The 23,810-nt window shown below is 60.8% G+C and carries 13 protein-coding genes; 8 read left to right on the plus strand and 5 right to left on the minus strand.

Annotated features, from left to right (window positions below):
- Window positions 1–230: 230 nt before the first annotated feature.
- Complete coding sequence (locus AB3K92_RS25975) at window positions 231–1,388, minus strand: glycosyltransferase family 4 protein (protein ID WP_369466090.1); 1,158 nt, start codon at window positions 1,386–1,388, stop codon at window positions 231–233.
- Window positions 1,389–1,511: 123 nt separating this feature from the next.
- Here AB3K92_RS25975 and AB3K92_RS25980 point away from each other — a divergent pair, with 123 nt between their 5' ends.
- The 3 genes from AB3K92_RS25980 to AB3K92_RS25990 all read left to right on the plus strand — a co-directional run bounded on the left by AB3K92_RS25980 (window position 1,512) and on the right by AB3K92_RS25990 (window position 6,382).
- Window positions 1,512–2,681 (plus strand): polysaccharide biosynthesis/export family protein, encoded by a 1,170-nt coding sequence (locus AB3K92_RS25980; protein WP_369466091.1) that lies wholly within the window; start codon window positions 1,512–1,514, stop codon window positions 2,679–2,681.
- 154 nt (window positions 2,682–2,835) lie between these two features.
- Window positions 2,836–4,140, plus strand: coding sequence for a glycosyltransferase family 4 protein (locus tag AB3K92_RS25985; RefSeq protein WP_369466092.1), 1,305 nt, complete (start codon window positions 2,836–2,838; stop codon window positions 4,138–4,140).
- Entirely contained in the window at window positions 4,043–6,382 is a 2,340-nt protein-coding gene (locus AB3K92_RS25990) for a glycosyltransferase (RefSeq protein ID WP_369466093.1), read from the plus strand. Before AB3K92_RS25985 ends, AB3K92_RS25990 begins: the two co-directional genes overlap by 98 nt.
- A gap of 106 nt (window positions 6,383–6,488) precedes the next feature.
- Here the strand turns inward: AB3K92_RS25990 and AB3K92_RS25995 are convergent, their stop codons facing one another.
- From AB3K92_RS25995 to AB3K92_RS26010, 4 genes are all read right to left on the minus strand, one after another.
- Entirely contained in the window at window positions 6,489–8,510 is a 2,022-nt protein-coding gene (locus AB3K92_RS25995) for an HAD-IIIC family phosphatase (protein ID WP_369466094.1), read from the minus strand.
- Window positions 8,511–8,634: 124 nt separating this feature from the next.
- Window positions 8,635–9,282 (minus strand): ABC transporter ATP-binding protein, encoded by a 648-nt coding sequence (locus AB3K92_RS26000; RefSeq protein ID WP_226112962.1) that lies wholly within the window; start codon window positions 9,280–9,282, stop codon window positions 8,635–8,637.
- The gene (locus AB3K92_RS26005; RefSeq protein ID WP_059698859.1) at window positions 9,279–10,079 is read right to left on the minus strand and encodes an ABC transporter permease; all 801 of its coding nucleotides are present in this window, start codon (window positions 10,077–10,079) and stop codon (window positions 9,279–9,281) included. Before AB3K92_RS26005 ends, AB3K92_RS26000 begins: the two co-directional genes overlap by 4 nt.
- A gap of 1 nt (window position 10,080) precedes the next feature.
- The gene (locus tag AB3K92_RS26010; protein ID WP_226112963.1) at window positions 10,081–11,232 is read right to left on the minus strand and encodes a hypothetical protein; all 1,152 of its coding nucleotides are present in this window, start codon (window positions 11,230–11,232) and stop codon (window positions 10,081–10,083) included.
- Between the two features lie 451 nt (window positions 11,233–11,683).
- On the opposite strand from AB3K92_RS26010, the gene AB3K92_RS26015 reads away from it, so the two are divergent.
- From AB3K92_RS26015 to AB3K92_RS26035, 5 genes are read left to right on the plus strand one after another with little or no spacing between them, the layout of a single operon-like run.
- Complete coding sequence (locus AB3K92_RS26015) at window positions 11,684–12,889, plus strand: capsule biosynthesis protein (RefSeq protein ID WP_226112964.1); 1,206 nt, start codon at window positions 11,684–11,686, stop codon at window positions 12,887–12,889.
- Between the two features lie 17 nt (window positions 12,890–12,906).
- Entirely contained in the window at window positions 12,907–13,674 is a 768-nt protein-coding gene (locus AB3K92_RS26020; RefSeq protein ID WP_369466856.1) for an SDR family NAD(P)-dependent oxidoreductase, read from the plus strand.
- Complete coding sequence (locus tag AB3K92_RS26025) at window positions 13,671–15,203, plus strand: LTA synthase family protein (protein ID WP_369466095.1); 1,533 nt, start codon at window positions 13,671–13,673, stop codon at window positions 15,201–15,203. The genes AB3K92_RS26020 and AB3K92_RS26025 overlap by 4 nt, the downstream gene beginning before the upstream one ends.
- A 3-nt stretch (window positions 15,204–15,206) precedes the next feature.
- Window positions 15,207–22,841: a type I polyketide synthase gene (locus AB3K92_RS26030; protein ID WP_369466096.1), complete on the plus strand. Its 7,635-nt coding sequence runs from the start codon at window positions 15,207–15,209 to the stop codon at window positions 22,839–22,841.
- Window positions 22,838–23,755: a UDP-3-O-acyl N-acetylglycosamine deacetylase gene (locus AB3K92_RS26035; RefSeq protein WP_021157189.1), complete on the plus strand. Its 918-nt coding sequence runs from the start codon at window positions 22,838–22,840 to the stop codon at window positions 23,753–23,755. Before AB3K92_RS26030 ends, AB3K92_RS26035 begins: the two co-directional genes overlap by 4 nt.
- The last annotated feature ends 55 nt before the right edge of the window (window positions 23,756–23,810 follow it).

A 23,810-nucleotide genomic window follows, 5' to 3' on the forward strand; every position in this document is an offset into this window, starting at 1 on the left:
TGGGGCGTGCCGTGATCGGCCGGCGCAAATGGGCCCAGGGCACATGTGCAATGCTGGGAGGCCAACCGGCGTAGCGGAGCTCGTAAATTTCCCGATTGTGCGCTCGCCAATCCAGGCAAATGGGGTGCGTCTGCCTAGCCAATTGGCCAATCGACGCCAGTATGCAATTGTCGTGGCATCGAGCGCGGGTATGGTGGCTCCCGTCGGCATTTGGGTTTGTGAGGGCCGCATTACCGAAGCGCCTCAAGGAAGCTATCGACGTTTCGAAAATGCTCGGCCCAGGTCGGGGCGTGAAAGCTGGAGATTCGTGCGACCTGTGCCGCTCGCTCGACACTCTCGAATTGGGAGTAAGCACGGATCCGCGTTAGCCATCCCGGGCCGTCGAGGGGGTCAATATAGTCCGGAAAATCCGACGAGATTTCGTGAAAGACGGACAAATCACTGGCTAGCACTGGTACCCCGAGCGTCAGTGCTTCGACTAGAGGCATACCGTAGCCTTCGACGAACGACGGGAAGAGAAGTGCGCGCGCGTGTCGGAGCCAAGCGTGAAGCCGTGCGTCGCTGCAGTCTGACTCTTCAATGACCGATTTGCGTAGCGGCACACACCGTTCGAGCATGTCGATGACGTTTTCGCACTCCCATCCGCGGCGGCCGATGATGACGAGTTTGGGGGCATCGTCCCCCATTTGTTCGACAAGACGTCGCCAGATGTGAAGCATGAACCAATGATTTTTGCGAGGCTCAATCGTTCCCAGCATCACGAAATATGGCTCACGGAGAGGCGGGGGCACATCCGTGAGAGATTCGACGCCGGGAGCCAATCGGGCGACGATCGATGGAGGTACAGCCAAACCGGCTTCGCACGCCTCCGTATGCAGAGACATGAGGGTTGCCTCTGAGTTGGTGATGAGCCCAGCTGCGTGCCGAAGCGCGGTACGTATGCGAAGACGGTGCGCTATGTCGACGCCTGGGCGGCAATATTCTGCGTGTGTGAGCGGGATCAGGTCGTGAATCATGAACACCGGACGAATTTGTCGGTGCTTCATCGCGGTGTAATACCGTGGATGCTCCATACCGTTGTGGCTCGTGTGCAGAAGCACGGAACGGCTGACAGTCGCGTTAGGCGCTATTATCTGGTCAACGCACGCGCGCGCCACGATCCGACGGATTACATGCCGATCGCGACTGGCCGATGACAGAATATCAAACGCCCGTTGTGAATTCCTATCTGACAGGATCGTGACGAAGCCGCGCTCGCTGAGGACTGCGCGCGCGTTTGACCCATACCGCTTGATATAGGCGAGGCCGACACGATCCACTCCCGTCGGTAATAAGCCGTCGTAAAGGCGTGACAGAAGTCGGGAGATGTCCAGAAAGATGTTTAACACTGTTGCAGAATCGTTGTGTTTAAGGCAAAACGGGAGGGGTGCGTCGTTTTTTTTGTCAGCGGTCGTCTATTGTAATTTACGGCGTGAGACAATTCGCGCCAATCTTAATCATGTGTCTCGAAAATGTTGCATTTGTCTCGTAGCGCGCTGGTTGCCTTGCTGGTCGGTGGGGCGGCGGTATTGACGGGGTGCGCTGGTATTCCTTCCTCCGGCCCAAGTGCGGCGCAAATTGGTCGCGTGACGGATCCACAGAGCAACCCGCTTGGCATTCAGATCGTCGACTTGACGGACGATGTCGCACGAAAGCTGCATGCTGAGCGCAACCACGCGGATTTTTCGACGGTTTTTGGCGATCGTGCAAAGTTCACGCAGCAGTTGGGCATAGGCGACACCATCGAAGTGTCGATTTGGGAGGCGCCGCCCGCGACGCTGTTCGGTGCGGCACAGGTTGATGCGCGAAGCGGTCCGAGCAATGCTCGAGTGACGGTACTGCCAGATCAGATGATCGACAGTGATGGCAATATCAATGTGCCATTTATCGGTGCAGTTAAGGCTTCGGGGCGGACTCCGGTTGAATTGCAGCAACAGATCGCGTCAAGATTGCGGCCGATTGCTCATGACCCGCAGGTCCTTGTGAAGCTGTCGCGTAATGTCACCTCCTACGTCACAGTGGTTGGCGATGTCGCCAACAGCAATCGGATGCAGCTCACACCTCGCGGTGAGCGTTTGCTCGATGCACTTGCGTCTGCGGGAGGGGTTCGCCAGCCGATCGACAAGATCACGCTGCAGGTTACGCGAGGCTCAACGGTCTCGTCGTTGCCGCTTGACGTCGTTATTCGTGATCCGCGGCAGAACGTGCCGCTTCAGGCTGGAGATGTCGTTACTGCGCTGTTCCAGCCCTTCAGTTTCATGGCACTTGGTGCAACGGGGAAAAATCAGGAAGTGAATTTCGAGGCGCAGGGTATTACGCTTGCGCAGGCGCTGGCGCGATCCGGTGGACTTGAAGATACGCGCTCGGATGCTCGTGGTGTATTTATCTTCCGTCTTGAGAGTGCCGACGCGCTGCGATGGCCCACGTCGCCCGTACGAACTACGGCTGACGGAAGGGTGCCCGTCATTTATCGAATCGATCTGAAGGACCCGAACGCATTCTTCGTTGCGCAAAGTTTTGTGATGGACAACAAGGATGTTCTGTATGTATCGAATGCACCTGTGACAGAAATTCAGAAAGTACTGAATCTCGTGTTCTCTGTTGCCTATCCGGTCGTGACCGGCGTACAGACATTCCGTTAACGAAGTTACGCGCGGCGCGATAGAGATCGTTTCGATTTTCTGCTCGACCAGTTTGCTCTGACGAACAGATGAGTTGTGGTCGGTGCGGGAATGCGGACGACATGTGCCGCTGTGACCCAATGAGAGCATCGAAGTCAGAGAGGCACGAAAAGATATGAGTCGTACAATTGCGATCGATGGTCACAATTTAGCGTTGCAGCGTGGCACAGGGGTCGCGACTTACGCAAAGAATCTCGCCGACGCAGTGACGACAATGGGGTGGAGCGTTCAAACCTTATACGGCGCGCCGGTGTCGCATCGGGCACCGGCACTACTGCGCGAGGTTTCCTTCTTCGATTATTTGGGTGGGATTCGATCAAAGCAGAATGTGCTATCCGAGATTGTAGGGTGGGTAAAGGAGGCTTTGACCACTCCGTTGGGGCGCACCGCTGTCGAGATTCCTGTGACTGGCAGTGTTGAGGTGCGGCGCTTCGACTCGAGATTACCTCGGCGGTCGGCAATCTTTAACGTCGAGGACATGTTTAGTGTTGCGCGACGGCACTTTCAGCGATATGGGCGTTTTCTCGAAGTCAAGATGGCACACGCACCGGATGCTATGCACTGGACTTATCCGTTGCCGATAAGGCTTGCGGGTGTGCCCAATATTTATACAATTCATGATCTCGTTCCGCTCAAGCTGCCCTACACAACACTTGACAACAAGCGGTATTATTTCAGGCTAATCCGGGAGTGCATTCGATCTGGGAACCTAATTTGTACTGTTTCGGAACAATCGAAGCGAGATATCGTGGAACTTTTTGATGTACCTGACGAGAGGGTCATCAATACTTACCAGGCGGTCGAGCCGTCGTGGGGTAACGCAGGCCGGAGTCGCAGCGAAGTCGAACACGAAGTTGCCGGATTATATGGTTTAGAGCCCGGTAACTATTTTTTGTTTTTTGGAGCGATTGAACCCAAGAAGAACGTTGGCAGACTCGTTGAAGCATTCTTATCGGTTCCGCTCCGAGCGAGCCTTGTCATCGTCGGTTCCCTCGCGTGGAAGTCCGCGGAAGAGATGAAGCTTATCGACAGTCTGTTGAAAATGCGGCCAGAACTGGGGCGTCGAATTCGCGTATTTGATTATGCGCCGAGACAATTTCTTGTAAGTCTAGTGCGGTCTGCAAAGGCCGTTGTGTTCCCCTCTTTATATGAGGGTTTTGGGTTACCGGTTCTTGAGGCGATGCAACTCGGCACGCCAACGCTTAGTTCCACCGAAGGTTCGCTTCCGGAGGTCGCCGGGGACGCGACATTGAGCGTCGATCCGTACGACGTCGCGGCAATTGCCCGTGGTCTAACGCAGCTTGATTGCGACGACGCTTTGCGTGCGCGCCTTGCTGCTGCGGGTATCGAACGGGCAACGCAGTTCAACATGTCTATTTACCAGACTCGATTGCGCGAGCTGTATCAACGAGTTTTCTAATCAAAAATCTAATGTTTCTGAGGGAGCGATCATGCTACAGGGGTTGTCGATTTTTCCAAATGCCAAGAAGCAACAGTTCATCGAGCACGTGAAGTCAGGTGATGCAGCTCGCGATGCTCGTGCATGGGAGCGAGCGGTCATTGCTTACCAAGACGCCCTGGATGTCAATCCGAAGGCGGAGGGTATCTGGGTGCAGCTCGGGCATGCACAGAAGGAACTGGGCATGTTCGGAAAAGCCGAGCTGAGCTATAAGCGGGCGCTTGAACTGAATTCCAGCAACGATGATACACACACGCAGCTCGGACATTTGTTTTCGGTGCGAGGCGATGTACGCAACGCTGTCAAGCACTATCGTTCTGCGGTGACTCTGGGCTCGAAGGATCCTATCGTCTTCTCTTACATCGACAGTCATGGGAGTGAGGTCGAACATGATCAGTCTGGTGCCACTGCGAATGGGCAGGCTCCGATCTACTTTGACTACAGCGACCTTGTACAGTACTTTCGTCACAACCGCTTCCCGACCGGTATCCAGCGCGTCCAAATCGAACTCTTCAAGGCGGCGCAAGAGGCTTCATTCGACGTGCCCATCCGAGCATGTGCATTCGTTGAAGGGACTGATTTCTGGGTAGAGATTGATCCGATTGCATTTCGGCGATTGTGTGACCTATCTTCTCTGCCGGGTGAAACTAACGATTCGGTCTGGGTCGGCGCACTCAATCAGGTGTTCGACGGGCTGTCGCGACGGGCATCAGTACGCTTTCCACGCGGGGCAACGCTCATCAATATCGGTACGTCCTGGTGGATCAAGGACTATGGCGCGTACATTCGCCAAGCCAAGCAGAAGTACGGTTTGCGGTATGTACCTTTCGTGCATGACTTGATTCCGCTGATCACGCCTGAGCATTGTTCGAAGGGGCTGGTTGAAGAATTCAAGGCGTGGATTGAACTCGTCATGCTTCAGGCTGATTTCATCGCGGTGAACTCCGTTAATACGAAGACCGACGTCGTCAATTATGCGGAAACACGTAAAGCGCTCGGCTACGAACCACAAGTCGTGAGACTGGACGCGGAGTTTGCGCGAAATTCGGTGTGTGCGGAAGATGACAGCTTCGTGACCGATTGCGGCCTGGTTGCCGGTCAATACGTTCTGTTTGTGGGCACGCTCGAATCTCGCAAGAATCATGCTGGTGTGTTTCAAGCATGGAAGCGGATGATTGCAAAGCGCGGAATCGAAAACACACCGATGCTCGTGTGCGTGGGTAAGCGCGGATGGTTGTTCGATCAGGCCAATGCGGTGGTTGAGTCCGACAGTAGGCTGGCCGGCAAGATTCTGACGTTATCAGGGATCTCGGACGACGAATTGGCATCGCTCTATCGCGGGTGCTTGTTCACTGTGTACGCGAGCTACTACGAAGGTTGGGGTCTACCTGTCACGGAAAGTTTGAGTTTCGGCAAGGTTTGTCTCAGTGCAAACAACTCTTCGCTGCCCGAGGCGGGTGGGAAGTTTGCGGACTACTTCGACAACGACTCAGTGTCGGATCTGGTGCGTGGTCTCGACAAACTGATATCTGACGAAGCATACCGGAAATCGCGCGAAGTGGAGATTGCATCGCAGTTCCGGCCGCGACGCTGGGAGGAACTGCTGCGCGATCTTGTCAACGGCGTGACGAATCATTTCAGCCAACCTGCGGCTAAGCAGCGGGACGAGTCGCCGGTTGCGCAGGTGGTGCCAGGGGTGCTTTACAGCCTCGCGGCTGATGAGCGGACGAGTGAAAACCGCGCCGTTGCAGAAACTATGCGTCACGAATTGACTTGGCACCCATCGGAGTCGTGGGGGTGTTGGGCAAAGAGCAAAACGGCGAAGCTTGCATTTAAGCTATCGGGAGATCGGAAGTTGGTGCGGGACGAATTTTTCGTCTATATGAAGCTTTCAAGTGGCCCCAGGCCGCTTACGGCAACGTTCCGCTTGGGTGTTCACGTCCTGGGGGCTGTGACTTTGCCGGCCGACGCGGTTGAGTATGTACGTTTTCGCGCAAAGCGCGCGTGGCTCGTCGATCGAGAGAGCAAGCTGTACAACGTTTTGGCGATCGATCATAACGAATTGACCGATCTTGCGATGCATTCCGATGGCGGAGACAAGCGAAATATCGGGATCGGCTTTCGCGAATTCGGGGTGTGCGATCCGGATGACTTCGAGTTCCGTCTTGAAATCATGGATCGACGGGACATGCGGGTAATCTAACGTCGCAAAAGTAAAACGGTCCCGGTTCCGTTTCCGGACTCGGGACCATTTGTCGATTCGCTAATGGCTGCAATGCTTGCGGAAACCGGCCTGCACCGCGTTGAGCTTAAGATTCGATCAGAATTGTCTTGACGTGTGGAGGGGCGACCCAGTCTTGAGCGGGGAGAAGCCTGCGCCACCGCCCGTCATACGGCTCGAAGCCGCATCGTTCGAAGAGATCCCTGCATAGGAAGTTGGCCTCGGTTTCTGCGATTTCCCCGATTATCTCGACGTGCCCGGCTTTCTGGATGCTGTTGGCAATGGCATGCATGGCGGCAATTTCCACGTCGAGTCCAATGACTCGACAACTCATCGCCCACTGCTTCACATGAAAGCTATCGATAAGGACCACACCGACAAGGCCATAGTTCGTATAGATATCCTTGACTTCGAAAGTGAGAAAGCGCCCACCTCGATTGAAAAAGGCAGCGACGGCTTCATGCGTCCATCGCACACCCGTTGTATTGAACTGATTCGTCTTGTTGAGCAGTTCGAAGGCACGCGGAAAACGTGACGCATCGACAGAGTCGATGGATTGAAGTTTGAGCGTCAAATCTAATGTGCTCAGGAATTCGTCACGTGAAAGCGTCTTGCTGTCCGTCTCGCGTTTGACTTGAGCCTGAATCATTTCGGTGCGACGAGTTGATTCTTCGCTAATGCCGACGACCTGAGTTTCAGGCGCCCACAATAAGATCCGCCGAGTTTCATACGGGCTGTGACCAAGCGTGCGGATATCGGGGAATGCTTGTTTTACCGCCGCGCGTTCCACAGGATTGTCGTCAACGAACACCGCATTTTTGGGTAGTAAGCTAGCCAGTGCGAGCACCTCGCGAACGTTTTCAGCTTTTGGGTTCCAGTTGATGCGACGGATGGCGAAATCTTCTAGCGTGATGCGATCAGCCGTGATATCACTCCAGAGTTCGCGAATGCGGTCCTCGCTGTTCTTGCTGACGATTGCGAGAAGGATGCCGCGCTTCTTCAAAAAAAGCAAAGCGTCGACGAGCCCGACAGGCCACCCTTCCATCATGTTCGGCCCCAGCGTTTCGGGAGCGCCCTCTGCAGCGATTCCGCGCCACAGACTATCGTCGAGATCCATGATCACGATTTTGACTGCATCGGCCTGGCGAATCGTTCGATAGAGGGCAGATGCTTCTGACCAGATCGCCGAAATGAACTGTTCGACTTTTGATCCGTAGAGCTTACTTGGTCGCTGAACTGGCTCCAGTCGGTTTGTATCCAGACCGAAGTCGAAATCTCCGAGGACCCCATGGTGGACAGTAACCGCAAGTGCATCATCTTGATGGTACTTTCGACCATACATGGAAGAGATATTGTCGATATCCAGAATATAAGCATTCTTGAATGACGCGACTTCGTCGGCAAGACGCTGATTCAATTGTTCTACAAAGTAGACAATATTGCGCAGGTCATAGCGCGGGAGCAAGCGGCCTAGCGGATTGTATTGCGGGATAAGGAAATTGCAGACAAATGACAGGATTCCGTGCTGCGCATTCCATCGCATAGCTTGTCGGACCATCTGGATCATTCGCGTGCAAGCTGCGTCGAAAAGTTTTTCGAAGTCCTGCGGTTGATCGTAGTTGAGGCGGCCGTACGATCTTTCGTGAAGGATATGGCGCAGCGGGATCTGTACGATCTGAAAATCATACTCTTCGATCGCTTGAGGTGGAGCGGGCGGCAACTGAGCGAGATTGTTGATTTGGATGTAATCGACAGCGCACTTTTGTGCGAATACGCCTCGCCACGCTTCAATTAGGCAGGATCCCAGCAGCAGTATCCGGCGGGGAGCAAGATCGCCTACTTGCAGGTCGGTTGGTGTGTGATAGTGGGTAATCAGCGACTCTGTACCGCTGCTTGCTTGCGTTTTGATTTCTGTCCGCTTGAGGCGCGATTCATCAGAATTCAAAAAAGCCGACACTACCTGTTCGAGGCGATAGCGACCAGATCGCAGCGCGTCTGACCAATCCGACAGCCCTTTTGTATCCGGCTCACGCTCGTGAATCGATTTGTAAAGTGCCGTGAGGCATTGTTCGATTGTAAAGCCTTCGTTTTCGCGCGCGTTGCTATCCATCGTTGTTGGCCTTTTGTAGGCGGCGGCCTTGCTTTGGCTTCGCCGGAATGGGGAGTATCGAGGGTAAGTTTACTCGTAGACGACGCTACCCGTTTGCATCGATTTGTGCAGTTTCCTAGCCCATCTACAGGGTCTCATAATGTGTATACGCCGCGTCGACGTCGGGAAAAGCCTGAAGTTCCCCCGAATCAAGGACATATGCGCGCGAGCAATGTTCGCGGATCATGTGCGGATCGTGCGAAACCATGATCATTGCCCGGTCAGCGCGCTTCTCGAACAATTCGACGTGGCACTTACGCTGAAAGTCGGCGTCACCGACAGCAATGACTTCGTCGATCAGAAAGCAATCGAATTCAATGGCCATGGAAATGGCGAACGCGAGGCGGGCGCGCATCCCGTTTGAGTACTTCTTGACTGGCTCTCGTAGGTACTGGCCGAGTCCGGTGAATTCTTCGACGAAAGGCTGCGCTGCTTTGTACGATGCCCCATATACCCGGCAGACGAACCGCAGGTTATCGAGTCCGGTAAGGCTGCCTTGGAACCCCCCGGAAAACGCGAGCGGCCAGGAAACACTCATCTTGCGATCGATGCGCCCCGAGGTCGGCAGTTCAGAGCCGCCGATCAAGCGGACAAGCGTTGATTTGCCAGCACCATTGCGACCAAGAATCCCGATTCGCTCGCCCTTTTGAATCTTGAGGTTGATTTGGTCGAGCACGACGCGCTTTCCGGAGCGAACTCGATAGTGTTTGCAAATACCGGAGAGTTCGATCATTGAGACTCCACTCGACGCGATGCGTCACGGACCACTGCAAGGCCGATCCAAGTCAGTACGAGGCAGATCGCGGAGACATACGGTACATCGTAATAAGGCTTAATCTCGTTGCCAAAATAGCCATAGCGAAATAACTCTACGCAATGCGGTACGGGGAAAATCATGACGATGTTGCGAATATTGGGTGGCAACCAGCTGGCCATTGCAAATGCGCCGGAAATCGGCAACTGGAAGTATGCGAGCGGATGCCAAAGCCGCTCGACCATTTCGCTATACTCGCTTAACCCGCCGATGATGAGGCCCATTGCGGCTGAATACCACGCAAGTAGTGCCCATCCAGCGACCATATTCAGCATATCGGCCGGCGGTGCAATGATTCCCATGCCGACGAAGATGAGTAGTAGCACCATCACCGAGAGTGTGATACCTGCGAGTTCGAGTGCAATGCGTGCGAGAAACAAATCGATTACTCGCACGTTGCGGTGAAAGAGCAGTGACGCATTAGGTTCGATTGCGAGTGCACATCGACTGATTGTATTGCGCCACACAAGCACAGTTGAATAACTGGTAAGTGCGTACGCGATGAGGCTGACATGATGGCCGGAGCTGACGTCATGAAACAGCCCCCACAGCAGCATCACGCCAAGTGTAAACATCATCGGTTCGGCAAATAACCATGCGAAGCCGATATTGTGTCGTCCGTAACGAGTAATGATCTCGCGCATGATCAGCGCGAAGATGATTCGACCTTGGATGGTCAGAGAGCGTAGCAGCGGCGTTGCATCCTTCTGGGCCATGTTAGTCTCGATGTTCCCGGACGCTGGCAAGCAGGAGACTGAGCGCGCCCCAGGTGACGAGGCCCACGACAAATGCCGTCAGGATTCCCCGGATGCGCTTCGGCTCAATCGCGATGTCGGGGCTGTTCGGTTCTACGAGCCGTTCTAGATAGAGCTGCTTGCGTTCTGCCTCACTGCGGGCATTTTCTAGGGCGGCCATAGCGGAGGCGAGTTGCTTGTCGGCAAACTGTGCATCCAGTTGCAGGCGCGCGTAGCCGGTTGCCTTCTGTGACAGTGAATCTTGTCCGCCGGTGACGCCGCCTGTCGCGACCTTGATCTGTTTCTGTAGTGTGTCGATGCTAGCCTTGAGAACCGGAACCTGTGGATTCTGCGGAGAAATGGCTTGCAACTGGGTCAGTTGGGTTTGCGCTGAGAACAGTTGCGTTTGCAGGCTGGTCACCTGCTGTAATTGAAGTGCTGATTGCCTGTCCGGGTCGAAGACGGTGTGTGAATTGCGAAATGCGGCAAGCGCGGCAGCGGCGTCTTTTGCCTTTTCGGCTGCAGCGTTGACTTGGCGCTGCGCAAATTGCACTGTGTCGGCCGCGGCGCGCTCGTTCATTCGGTTTACCAGTCGCTCGCTTAGATCCAGCAGCGCGTGGTTGAATCGGGTTGCTTCTTCTGAAGTGAACGCGCGGGTCTGGAGCGTCGTGATCCCAGAGGTCGCGTCCAAGTCGACGGTAACGACGTGCTTGTTATAGTACTTCCACAGCGATTCGAAGCTATCGTCAAACCCAGTGTGGAAGCGGCTGATAAAATCGCCTTGCTTCGAGTAGGCATTGCGGATAACGTTGCTGTGATTCAACTCCCTCAAAGCATCGCGTGACTGGATATAGTCGATGATCGGATAGGTATCGTCTTGGGAGCGAGCAAAACCGCCGCCCTGTAATAGGGCGCCGACGAGGCTCATCTGTGGGCGCTGCTCTGCGCTGCGAACAACAAAGCGTGACTCGGACACATAGACGTCCGACGCAACCACGCCAAAATATGCAGTCGCAAGTGCGGTCGGCGCGATCACAGTCAGTGCGAACAGCCGATTCACGCTTTTAATTTTCTCAAGCAGACTGCGCTTGGGTTTCAGCGGCGAGTTTGCCGTGTTGCCAGATACGTTTTCCAACTTGGTCCTAGATACTTTGGGTGCGATCCTGTGGCTGGTCGCCTGCGTCGTTTGCGAAGATGCGGGTGACGCAGGGCAAGGTCTTGCGCCGGTTGGTGGGGGCGGGGTTGGCCCGGCCGGTAAACCGACGTATCACCGCCACATGTCAAGCAAATTAAGATCTGGGTCGCCGTGCCGTTTAGGGGCGATCCGCGGAAATGGCTGCCTCGGGGTCGTCGAGATTCCGCGAGGGGCGGGTGATTATAGCCAGCCGGATCTTGTTGCGCTATCGATTGTCGCGTTAAGGCAAATTTTTTGAATATTTAATAATCTTTTGTGGATTGAGTGCGATAATCCAGCGGCCGTAAGAGTGGCGTACTGTCCCGGGGAGGTCAAGGTTGGCGTTTTCTGCAGGGGCGGTAGTCTCGCAGTTGCGTCATCTCACATTCGCCCGACATCCGAACATTACCCCATGCGTCGCTCATTTCTCGCCCTGCAAGGCACGGCGTCTCCGTTCTTTCGCCGACTCGCTTATGGGCTGCGCGCCAAAGGGCACGCAGTGAGGCGGGTAAATTTCTGTGGGGGCGATCTTGTCTACGGTGGTCGCGGCGAGCCGGCGTGGAATTACACTGGCCACCTTGATGAGTTGCCCAGTTGGTATGCGGACAAGATTCGAACTGGCGATTTCACCGATGTCATCATGTTCGGGGACTGTCGTGAAGTGCATCGACACATGCATCCAATAGCTGATGCCGCCGGTCTGCGCGTGCACGTCTTTGAGGAGGGGTATGTTCGGCCACACTGGCTGACGCTCGAGCGATACGGTGTCAATGGGCGATCGCAATTGCCGCGAGAGCCGGAGTGGTATCGTGCTCACCGTCACGCAACACCGGCAAGTCCGCCGGCTGCGCCGACTGGCTATAACCTCGCAGAGCGTGCATATCACGATATCGCCTATCGAATCGCCAATTCGCTGTTTGCAATGCGTTTTCGTCACTATCGTAGCCATAGGCCAGAGAATGGCCTTGTCGAGTACGCGGGGCTAGCTTTGCGTGCTGCGTCACAGAGGCAATATGAGGGGCATGCGAGGCGAGTTACCGAGGAATTGCTCCGTGAGTCGCGTGAGTATTTTCTTTTTCCATTGCAGCTCAATTCGGATGCGCAGATTATTGTTCACTCGCCATTTGATGGCGTCCGAGAGGCAATTCGATATATTGTCGAGTCATTTTCTCGCTGCGCGCCTGACGATACGTTGCTAGTTATAAAAAATCATCCCCTCGACACTGGGCTTATTAACTATCGCCGTTATGTGGCGTTTATTGCTCAGGAATTTGGTGTTGAGCACCGCGTGCGATTTATAAATGCAGGTCATTTGCCTACGCTGCTTGAGTACGCGCGGGGGGTTGTCGTTGTCAATAGTACAGTAGGATTGTCGGCATTGCATCACCGCCGCCCATTGATTGCCCTTGGCGATGCGATATACAACATGCCGGGGTTGACTTGGCAATCGGACGTTGATGCGTTCTGGGAAGCGCAAGTGCAACCTGATCAGCAACTCTATCAAGCGTTTCTCGACTACGTGATTCATCACACGCAGATTAACGGAGATTTCTATACTCGGTCGGGTGTGGAGCGTGCGGTTATCGGCGCTGTTCGACGCCTCGGGGCGGCGAAGTGAGCAGGGCGCCGACTAGGATTGTGATTACGGGGGCTAGTTCCGGGATTGGTTATGCGCTCGCGCTTGCTTATGCCAACGCAGGAGTGGTGCTTGGGCTGATCGGACGGGATGCTCAGCGGCTTCAAGCTTGTGCTGATGCATGCATCGCGCGTGGCGCCAAGGTCGTAACAGGGTTGCTCGATGTCCGCGACCCGGGAGCGCTGGAGATTTGGCTGCACTCTTTCGATAATGCTTTTCCAATAGAGTTGCTGATCGCCAATGCAGGACTCGCAAGCACGCTCAAGAGTGCTCGAGATTGGGAGGCACGTGATCGCATTACCGATGTCGTCGACACAAATTTCTACGGAGCGATCCACACGGTTTTGCCTGTGATTGAAAGGATGCGCGCGCGTAAGCGCGGCCGTATTGCGATGGTCAGTTCGATCGCTGCGCTTCGCGGCATGGCGATCTCTCCGGCCTATTGCGCGAGCAAGGCCGCGATCAAGGCTTATGGCGATTCCGTGCGCCCGCTGCTTGCGCGCGACGGCGTGGGCGTCACGGTCATTTTGCCCGGTTTTGTGAAAACGGCGATGAGCGACGCGTTCCCAGGCGACAAGCCGTTCCTTTGGAGTGCCGAGCGCTCGGCCGCATACATCCGCCGACGGCTCGATGCGGGCCGAAGCGAGATCGCATTTCCCGGGTTGCTCGCGTTCGGCATGCGCCTCCTGCCGCTTTTGCCGGCCGCGCTCGCCGACGCGATCCTTGACCGCCTGTCCTATCTGCCGTCGAAGGACCGGGTCAATTGAGCGCGCGTCTTGCCGTGACGCTGGCGGCTACCGTTGCGCTGTCGTTTGCGGTCGATGCGATCGCGGTCCCGCGCGCGCCGCTGAGGCGGCCACTGCTGTCGTCAGTGCTTCACATTCTTTCTGTACTCTTTGTGTTCGACTTGGTATTCGCCGCCACGTCACGACTGCTGTTTTCAGCGTGCGCTTCGCTTGCGCTAGTCGGTCTTGTCGCCGCAGTCAGCAATGCGAAGTACGAGTCGCTACGCGAGCCGTTCGTATTTACCGATCTGAGCCTTTTCAGTCAGTTGTTCTCGCATCCTCGTCTTTACTTGCCGTTTTTGAGCGCTGGCAAGGTCGTCGCGATCGGTGCCGGTATTGTGCTTGTGGTTGCGGGTTTTGCCGTCGAGCAGCCCGTATTTCCAGCGTCCCGCGCACTGGCCTGGTTCGCGGCGGTGCTGTTGTTCATGCTTGCCGTGCCCTTGGCAGCACGCGTACCGCTCACGCTTGATCCTTGTGCAGACCAGCGACGACACGGTTTTTTTGCCGTGTTCGTCGCCTATCTTCTCAATGGTTTTCGTCCTGCCGCGTATCGTCGGTTCCGCAAGGTCGTAGCGGCAGGGCCGTTCGCAACCGGCAGGCCGATGCGACGCCCAGACGTGGTCCTGATACAGAGCGAATCGTTCTTTGATGCGCGCCGGCTTGGCGAAGCAATCGAGCAGAAACTCTACAGTAGCTTCGACGACGCCCGTCGCGAGGCTGTATGGCATGGCGAGATGACGGTGCCTGCCTGGGGAGCGAATACCATGCGAACGGAATTTGCGGTGTTGACTGGCACAGAATCCTATTCGCTCGGGTATGCGCGCTTTTATCCCTATGCATTTGTAAGGAACAAAATCGCCTCGCTCGCATCCTGGTTCGACCGTTGCGGCTACGATACAGTTGCGATTCATCCCTATTACGCGGACTTTTTCGGGCGGAACCGGGTATTGCCGTTGCTAGGTTTTACGCGCTTTCTCGATATTCGCCACTTTGAGTTGGCGTCCCGTGCAGGCCCGTACGTTGCGGACGCCGCAGTTTCCGATTCGATCATTGGCGAACTTGAGGCGGCAGGGGCGGACCACCCGCGATTCATATTCGCGATGACGATGGAAAACCACGGCCCGCTGCACCTCGAGCAGGTTTTGCCTGGTGATTCGTCTTCGAGGCATACTCTGGGCGAAGACGCCTCTTGGCGCGACCTGACGGCATATTTACGGCACATTGAAAATGCCGACGCAATGATTGGCCGCTTGCTCGATCATTTGCGTACCAGCGATCGTGAAACCGTCGTTTGTTTCTACGGCGACCACGTTCCCGCGCTGCCTCATGTATTCGAAAAACTCGGCGTTACACCGCAAAACAGCGACTACTTCATATGGCGGAATTACGGCACGGATGCTCCCGAGCGCCGTAACCTGGCTGCCGAAGAACTCGGGTCGGTACTTTTGCATGTGGTACAAGATGACGGAAACCGCACGAAACAGCCGTGCGCATCCGAGAAAGCGACATAAAAGATGAACAGTAAGATTGCAATAATTGGGGTGGCTTGTCGGTTTCCCGGGGGCGCTAACGATCTTGGCGGCTTCTGGCAACTGCTGCGCGACGAACGCGACGCAGTGACCGAAATCCCCGCCGATCGCTTCGGCACCGATTTCTACCAGCACCCGTCCAAGCGCGAACCGGGCAAGAGCTACACGTTCTCGGCCGGCGTCGTCGACAACGTCGCCGGCTTCGATGCCGCATTCTTCGGCATTTCCCCGCGCGAAGCGGCCCAGATGGACCCCCAGCAGCGCCTGCTGCTCGAACTCGCATGGGAAGCGTTCGAGGACGCCGGCGTGCGCCCGGCCGACATGCGCGGCAGCAACTGCGGCGTCTTCGTCGGCGCCGCCAGCATGGATTACGGCAACCGCAACATGGACGATCTGAACGTGATCGATCCGTATTCGGCGACCGGCAACACCCTGAGTATCGCGTCGAACCGCGTGTCCTACCTGTTCGACCTGCGCGGCCCGAGCATGTCCGTCGATACGGCCTGCTCGTCGTCGCTCGTCGCGCTCCACCAGGCCGTCAAGGCGCTGCAGTCCGGCGAAGCCGACGTGGCGCTCGCGGGCGGCGTCAACCTGCTGCTGCACCCGTTCGGTTTCGTCAGCTTCTCCAAGGCGTCGATGTTGTCGCCGCGCGGCCGTTGCCGCGCGTTCGATGCGACCGGCGACGGTTATGTCCGCTCGGAAGGCGGCGCGTTCGTGCTGCTCAAGCCGCTCGATCGCGCGCTCGCCGACGGCGACACGATCCATGCGGTGATCGCCGGCTCCGGCGTGAACTCGGTCGGCCACTCGCCGGGCGGTATCAGCGTGCCGGGCGCGGCCGCGCAAGCATCGCTGCTGCGCAGCGTCTACGCGCGCGCGGGTATCGATCCGCAGTCCCTGGCGTATCTCGAGGCACACGGCACCGGCACGGCGGTCGGCGATCCGATCGAGGCGCGTGCGCTGATCGACGTCGTGTCGGGCGAGCGCCCGGCCGATCGTCCGCTGCTCATCGGTTCGGTGAAGACCAACATCGGCCACCTCGAAACGGCATCCGGCATGGCCGGGCTGCTGAAGGCCGTGCTGTGCCTGAAGCATCGCGCGGTACCGCGCTCGCTGCATTTCGTCACGCCCAATCCGGGCATCGATTTCGACGGTGGACGTTTGCGTGTCGTCGATCGCTTCATGCCGCTCGACGCAGGCGACGCGCCGCTGACGGTCGGCGTCAACTCGTTCGGCTTCGGCGGGACGAACGCACACGTCGTGCTGACCGAGGCGCCGGCTGCAAACGAGGCGTCGGCGGCCGCGCCCGAGCCGACTCACGCGCAGTTGTCTCCGCTCGTCCTGACCGCGCGCAGCGCGAATGCGCTCGGCGCACTCGCGGGCCGCTATCTGTCGATGCTCGACAACGGCGGCGACTGGCAGGCGCTTGCCGCCGCGGCCGCACGTCGTCGTCAATGGCTCGAGCATCGCGCGATCGTCGCGCCGGCCGACGCGGCCGAAGGCCGTGCGGCACTCGCGGCGCTGGCCCAGCCGGCACCGGAAGGGTTGCCCGCCTGCGTGGCGACCGGCCAGGCCCCGGCCGACACGCCACGCACCGCGCTCGTCTTCTCGGGCAACGGCTGCCAGTGGGTCGGGATGGGCAACGAGCTTTATGCCGAGAACGCCGTCTTCCGCGCGGCGCTCGACGAAGTCGACGCGCTGTGGTGCGCCGACGGCAGCCCGTCGCTGGTCGACGTGATGCGCGGTGGTCCGAGCGCGGAATGGCTGGCCGGCGCGGGCGCCGAATGGCTCGCCGCGACGGAGAACGCGCAGCCGCTGCTGTTCGCGATCCAGGTCGGCATGATCCGCGTGATCGATGCGAGCGGGATGCGTTACGACGCGGCGATCGGCCATAGCGTCGGCGAGATTGCGGCGGCGTGGGTGACGGGCGCGCTGTCGCTCGCCGATGCGGTGCGCGTGATCAAGATCCGCAGCCGCGCGCAGGCGATGACGCGCGGCAGCGGCCGGATGGCAGCCATCGGCATCGGCGATGCAGCGGCGCGCGAGCTGATCGCGCGCCACGGGCTTGCGCGCCGTGTCGAGATCGCCGGCATCAACAGCCCCGATGCGGTGACGCTCGCGGGCGAGCTGCAGGGTCTGCAGGCACTGGAGGCGGCGCTGCGCGGCAGCGGCAAGTTCTTCCAGATGCTGGATCTCGACTACGCATTCCACAGCAGCCACATGGATCGCATCGAGCCGGTCGTGCTGGCCGAACTGGCGAGCCTGCGGCCGCAGTTGGGCAACGGCACGTTCGTGTCGACCGTGACCGGCGGCGCGCTTGCCGGTACCGAGCTCGATGCGCGCTACTGGTGGCGCAATATCCGTGAGCCGGTGCGCTTCGGTGACGGCATCGCGCATCTGATCGAGCAGGGCGTGCGACTGTTCGTCGAGGTTTCGCCGCATTCGATCCTGCGTACGTACGTGAAGCAGGCGCTCACGGCCGCCGGCGCAACCGGCACGGCGCTGCCGACGCTCAAGCGCGGTCACGGCAGCGCGGCGACGCTGCGACAGGCGATTCTCGCGACGATCGCGCACGGCGCGAGCGTCGATCCCGACCGCTTTGCGCCGGGCGAATCGCGTGCTGCGTTGCCGTCCTATCCGTGGCAGCGCGACCGCTTCTGGCTGACGCCGACCGTCGAAGGGTACGGCCTCGTCAATCGCCGCCGCGAGCATCCGCTGCTCGGTTATCGCCTGCATGAGCACGCATTCGCGTGGGAAAACCAGCTCGATCCGGCGAAGCTGCCGATGCTGGCCGATCACGTCGTCGACGGCGGCGTGGCGTTCCCGGGCGCGGGTTACGTGGAAATGGCCCTCGCCGCGGCACGGACTTTCTTCGATACACCGGATGCGGCACTCGAAAACGTCGAGATCCGCACGCCGGTCGTTTTCCAGCCGCAGCAGGCGAAACTGTTCCGGCTCGTGATCGAGCCGCGCACCGCGACCTTCACGATCGAGACGCGCGACCGGATGTCCGACAGCGCGTGGACGCTGAACGTGACGGGGCGGATGCTGGAAAGCGGCAACGCGCTCGGCGATACGAGCGTCGTGCCGTCCGCCGCGCTCGATCGTCTGCTCGCGCTGCCCGCGGCCGACGGCGACACGCTGTACGCAAACACCGCGGCCATCGGCCTCGGCTACGGGCCGGCGTTCCGCTGGGTTCGCACCGTGCGGGTTGCCGCGAGTGACGGCGCGGCGCTGGCGGACGTCGCCGCGCCGGCCGCATGCGGCGACGCGCAGGCTTTGTCCGCGTATCTGCTGCATCCGGCGCTGATGGACAGCGGGTTTCATCCGCTGTTCGCCTTGCTGGCGGCGCACGCCCGCGAAGGCGAGCATCCGGCGTACGTGCCGGTGCAGATCGGCCGGGTCGACTATCTGCGCGGCGACACGATCGAGCGGGTGCGCGTGCAAATCGACCGGCACAGCCCGCATTCGATCGTCGCGCATTTCGAATTCCTCGACGCGCGGGGTGCGATCGTCGCGCGGCTCGGCGCTTGCCGGTTCCGGCGCGTCGATCTCGTCGGCCGTCGGCAGAACCTGCCTGCACGCTTCGTCTATCGCCTTGAAGACATGCCGCTGCCGGGCGACGTCGATGCAGCCGGTTTGCCGGCCCCCGATGCGCTGCTTGCGCAGGCCGTCGCGCGGCTGGACGCAACCGGTAACGACGTCCGCCGGGCGCAGCATCTGACCGAAATCCTGCCGCTGCTCGACGTGCTGGCGAGCCTCTACGCGCTCCGCGCGTTCGATGCGCTCGGCGCATTCGCCGGCACGTGGCAGCCGGCGGCGGGGCGTGCGGCGCTGGCTGCGCGTCTTGCCGACATGCTGGTCGAGGATGGTCTCGCTCATCGCGACGGCGCGCTGCTCGTGCGCGACGACGCGGCGTGCGCGGCGCTGCCGCCGCTCGACGAGCTGTGGCGCGGGTTGCTGGCCGAATCGCCGGGGCACGTGGCCGAACTGACGCTGCTCGCGCATTGCGGCGCGGCGTTGCCCGACGTGCTGGGCGGCGCGAAGGATGGCGCGCGCTTGCTGTCGCCGACTGGGCACAGCCTGGTCGAGCAGCTCCTTGCCGCGTCGCCGACGTGGCAGCACGTGCACGCGTTGCTGACCGCAAGCGTCGAGCAGGCGGTCGATGCATGGCAGCCGGCACGCCGGCTGCGCGTGCTCGAACTCGGCGCGACGGACGGCGACGTGCTGCAGACGCTCGGCATGCATCTCGCTGCCGCGCGCTGCGACCACACGATCGCGGCGACGGCCGGCCAGCTGGCCGGTTTCGACACGGATGCGGAAGCGGTGGTGCGCACGGTGGCACTGCAGTCGGGCGAGCGGCTGTCGCTGTCGGCCGATGACGCCGGGCCTTACGACCTGATCGTCGCGAACCGCGCACTCAGCGATCGTCATGATGTGGTCGATGCACTGAATGCGATGCGGTCGTGGCTGGCGCCGGGCGGACTGCTGCTGCTGGCCGAGTCGCGTCACGGCCGCTTCTCCGACATCGTGTTCGCCTCGCAGGCAACGTCGACGGAAGCCGCTGCCCCCGCGTCGCTGGCGCCGGCGGATATCGAGGCAGCGCTCGCACGCGCGGGTTACGTCGACGTTGTGCGGCACGTCGAGCAATCGCTCGATCTGGACGGTACGCCGACGTTCGTCATCGCGCGCAACCCCGCGAGCGCCGCTGCTGCACGACGCACCGACGACTCGAGCGATCTCGGTACGCTCGCACGCAACGAACAATGGCTCGTGATGCACGCGCCGGGTGCCGCCGGCGGTTTCGGCGGCCAACTGGCCGACGCGCTGGCGCGCGCGGGTTATCCGGCCGACATCGTGGACATCACGCATGCGGCCGACGCGATTGCGTCGTTGCCGGCCGGGCAGCCGGCGCACGTGGTGTTCTGCGCACCGGAAACGCCGCTGGCCGAATCGGCGACGGGCGATGGCCTGATGGCTGCGCAGCGTCACGGCGCGATCGCGCTGGCGGCGCTCGTCCGTGCGCTCGGCGCGCAGCCGAACGCGGCCACGCGCCTGACCGTCGTCACGCGCGGCGGCGCGCCGTTCGCCGGGGCCGCGAATGCGCATCCGGAACAGGCGACGCTGTGGGGCCTCGGTCGCGTGCTGGCGAACGAGCATCCCGAACTCGCGTGCCGCCTGATCGACGTCGATCGCGCGGTGGACGGGATTCCCGATGCGCTGATTCGCGAGCTGACCGGCTCGGCGGTCGAGGAAGAAGTCGTCCTGGGCGCACACGGGCGTCTGGTGCCGCGCATGCTGACGGCCGCGCAGGCCGCGGCTCGCAGCGATGGCGCGATCGCGCGTGCGGCCGTGCTCGCGTTCGATGCACCGGGCTCGTTGCGCAATCTCGAATGGTTCGCGTTGCCGGAAAGCGCACTGGGCGCGGACGAGGTGGAGATCGAGCCGGTTGCGACCGGCCTCAATTTCCGCGACGTGATGTATGCGATGGGGCTCTTGTCCGATGAGGCGGTCGAGACCGGCTTCGCGGGCGCGACGATCGGCATGGAGCTGTCCGGCCGCGTCGTCCGCGTGGGCAGTGCCGTGACGGCATTCGCGCCGGGCGATGCGATTCTCGGCTTCGCGCCGGCCTCGTTCGCGACGCGCGTCAGGACGCGCGCGCAAGCGATCGCGCTGAAACCCGAGCGTCTGACGTTCGAGGAAGCCGCGACCGTACCGACCACGTTCTTCACCGCGTATTACGCGCTCGTCGAACTCGCGCGGCTGCGTCGCGGCGAGCGCGTGCTCGTGCACGGCGGCGCGGGCGGCGTCGGGATCGCCGCGATCCAGCTGGCGCGCCACTTCGGCGCGGAAGTGTTCGCGACGGCCGGCAGCGACGAGAAGCGCGAGTTCGTGCGCCTGCTCGGTGCCGACCACGTGCTCGATTCGCGCAGCCTCGCGTTCGCCGACGACATTCGCGTGCTGACGGGCGGGCAGGGCATCGACATCGTGCTGAATTCGCTCGCCGGCGAAGCGATGGTGCGCAGCATCGACACGCTGCGTCCGTTCGGTCGTTTCCTCGAGCTCGGCAAGCGCGATTTCTACGAAAACAGCCACATCGGGCTGCGGCCGTTCCGCAACAACATCAGCTATTTCGGCATCGATGCCGACCAGTTGATGGGTGCGTTGCCGGAGCTGACCGAACGCCTGTTCGGCGAAGTGATGGCGCTGTTCGCCGCAGGCGTGCTGCATCCGCTGCCGTATCGCGCGTTCCCCGCCGAACGGGCGGAGGATGCGTTCCGCTACATGCAGCAGGCGCGCCAGATCGGCAAGGTACTCGTGACCTATCCGTCCGGCACGCCGGCGCCGACGCGCGGTGTCACGCGCGCGGGCTCGCTCGCGCTCGATCCGCATGGCACGTACCTGGTGGTCGGCGGCACGGGCGGGCTCGGGTTTGCGAGCGCGCGCTGGATGGTCGAGCGCGGCGCTCGCCGGCTGACGCTGGCGAGCCGTTCCGGCGAGCTTGCCGGTGCGGCCCGCGAGGAGGTCGAGCGCTGGCGCGCGACGCTCGGCGTCACGGTCGATGTCGTCTCGTGCGATGTGACCGATGCCGCGGCGGTCGATGCGATGATTGCCGCGATCGTGCGGCGCGGCAGCCCGCTCAAGGGCGTGCTGCATTCCGCGATGTCGATCGACGACGGCCTCGTGCGCAATCTCGACGATGCGCGGATGGCCGCGGTGCTCGCACCGAAGGTGGCCGGCGCGTGGAACCTGCACCGCGCGACACGCGCGCTGCCGCTCGACCTGTTCGTCGTCTATTCGTCGGCGACGACCTATCTCGGCAATCCGGGGCAGTCGAACTACGTCGCGGCCAACACCTTCCTCGAGGCGCTCGTCGAACATCGCCGCGCGGCCGGGTTGCCCGGCACGTTCATGGCGTGGGGCCCGCTCGAGGACGTCGGCTTCCTCGCGCGCCACGCGGATACGCGCGAGGCGTTGCAGTCGCGAATCGGCGGTGCATCGATCACGTCCGACGAGGCGATGGCCGCGCTCGAGCGCGCGCTGGTCGCGGGCGCGGCCGGCGAAGCCGTGGTCCGGCTCGACTGGCATGCCGTGGCGCGCGGGATGCCCGCCGCGAAGGCACGCCGGTATTCGCTGCTGCAATCGCATGCGAAGGGCGGCGATGCGCGCGACGGCGGCACGCAGTTGCGGGAAGAAGTGCTGGCCCTGCCGCGCGACGAAGCGATCGCGCTTGTTGCCCGGACGCTGCAGGCGCAGATCGCGCGGATCCTGCACATGACGCCGGATCGCATCGCGCTCGACAAGTCGGTGCTCGACATGGGCATGGATTCGCTGATGGGGATGGAACTCGGCCTGGCGGTCGAGGAAGCGTTCGAGGTCAAGCTGTCGGTGATGGCGATTGCCGAGGGCGCGTCGGTGACGACGCTGGCCGGACGCATCGTCGATTCGATCGGCGCGTCGGCCGATGCGTCCGACGCCGGGGCGGCGACCGATGCCGCTCAGGAGGCCGTCGCGGCGCTTGCCGCGAAACACGCGATCGAAGGCGAAGCGCGCGCGATGCTCGATACGCGGGCGGCGCCCGTTGCGGGCCAGGTGTCGCCGACGCTGGAGGTCGCGCGATGAGCGCGCCGTCCGGCTGGGCGACGCGCCAGGGCACGCTGGCAGGTCCGCTGGCGATCGACGGCCACGGGCTGCACACGGGGCGCCGGGTGGGGGTGCGGATCCTGCCCGCGCGGCCGGAAGACGGCGTGACGGGAATCGTGTTCCGTCGCGTCGCGCAGGGGCGCACGCTCGCGACGCTGCCGGTCGATCCCGCGCTGCGCCGCGCCCAGCCGCTCTGCACGATGCTGCGTAATGCCGACGGCGTCGGCGTCCGCACGATCGAGCATCTGCTCGCGTCGCTGCTCGCATGCGAGATCGATCACGCGATCGTCGAGATCGACGCCGAGGAAGTGCCGATTCTCGACGGCAGCGCCACGCCGTGGGTGGATGCCATCCGCGCGTGCGGCCGGGTCGCGCTCGATGCGCCGAAACGCTTCATCCGCGTGCTGCGGCCCGTCGTCGTCGGGGATGGCGAGGGTGACCAGCGGCGCGAAATGCGGGTCGAGCCGGCGCCGCGTTACGAACTGAGCGTGCGCAACGACCTGCGCGGCTTCGGCGACATGCATTGGGACGGTGCGCTGACGCCGGCCGCATTCGAAACCGAAATCGCGCCGTCGCGCTCGTACGGGCGCGTGAAATGGGCCGTGCCGGCGATCGTCGCCGGCTATCTGCGCGGCGTGCCGATCCTGCGCGGCGCACGGCCGTCGTGCACCGCGTCCATCGTCGGCAGCCGCGTGCTGGGCGGGATGCGCTTGCCGGATGAATTCGTCCGGCACCGCGTGCTCGACCTGGTCGGCGATCTCGCGCTGGCCGGCGCGCCGCTGCTGGCGCGCGTGAGCGCGCTGCGGCCAAGCCACGAGATGAATTTCCGGCTGGTCGACGCGCTGCTGGCCGCGCCCGACGCGTGGCAGTGGGCCGAGTTTTCCGACGCGTGACACCACGTCTTTTCATGACGCGCGGCGTAACATAGCGTCTTTTTCGAGATTAAGC

The organism is Burkholderia sp. Bmkn7 (genome assembly GCF_041103175.1).
Classification (GTDB): Bacteria; Pseudomonadota; Gammaproteobacteria; order Burkholderiales; family Burkholderiaceae; genus Burkholderia; species Burkholderia cepacia.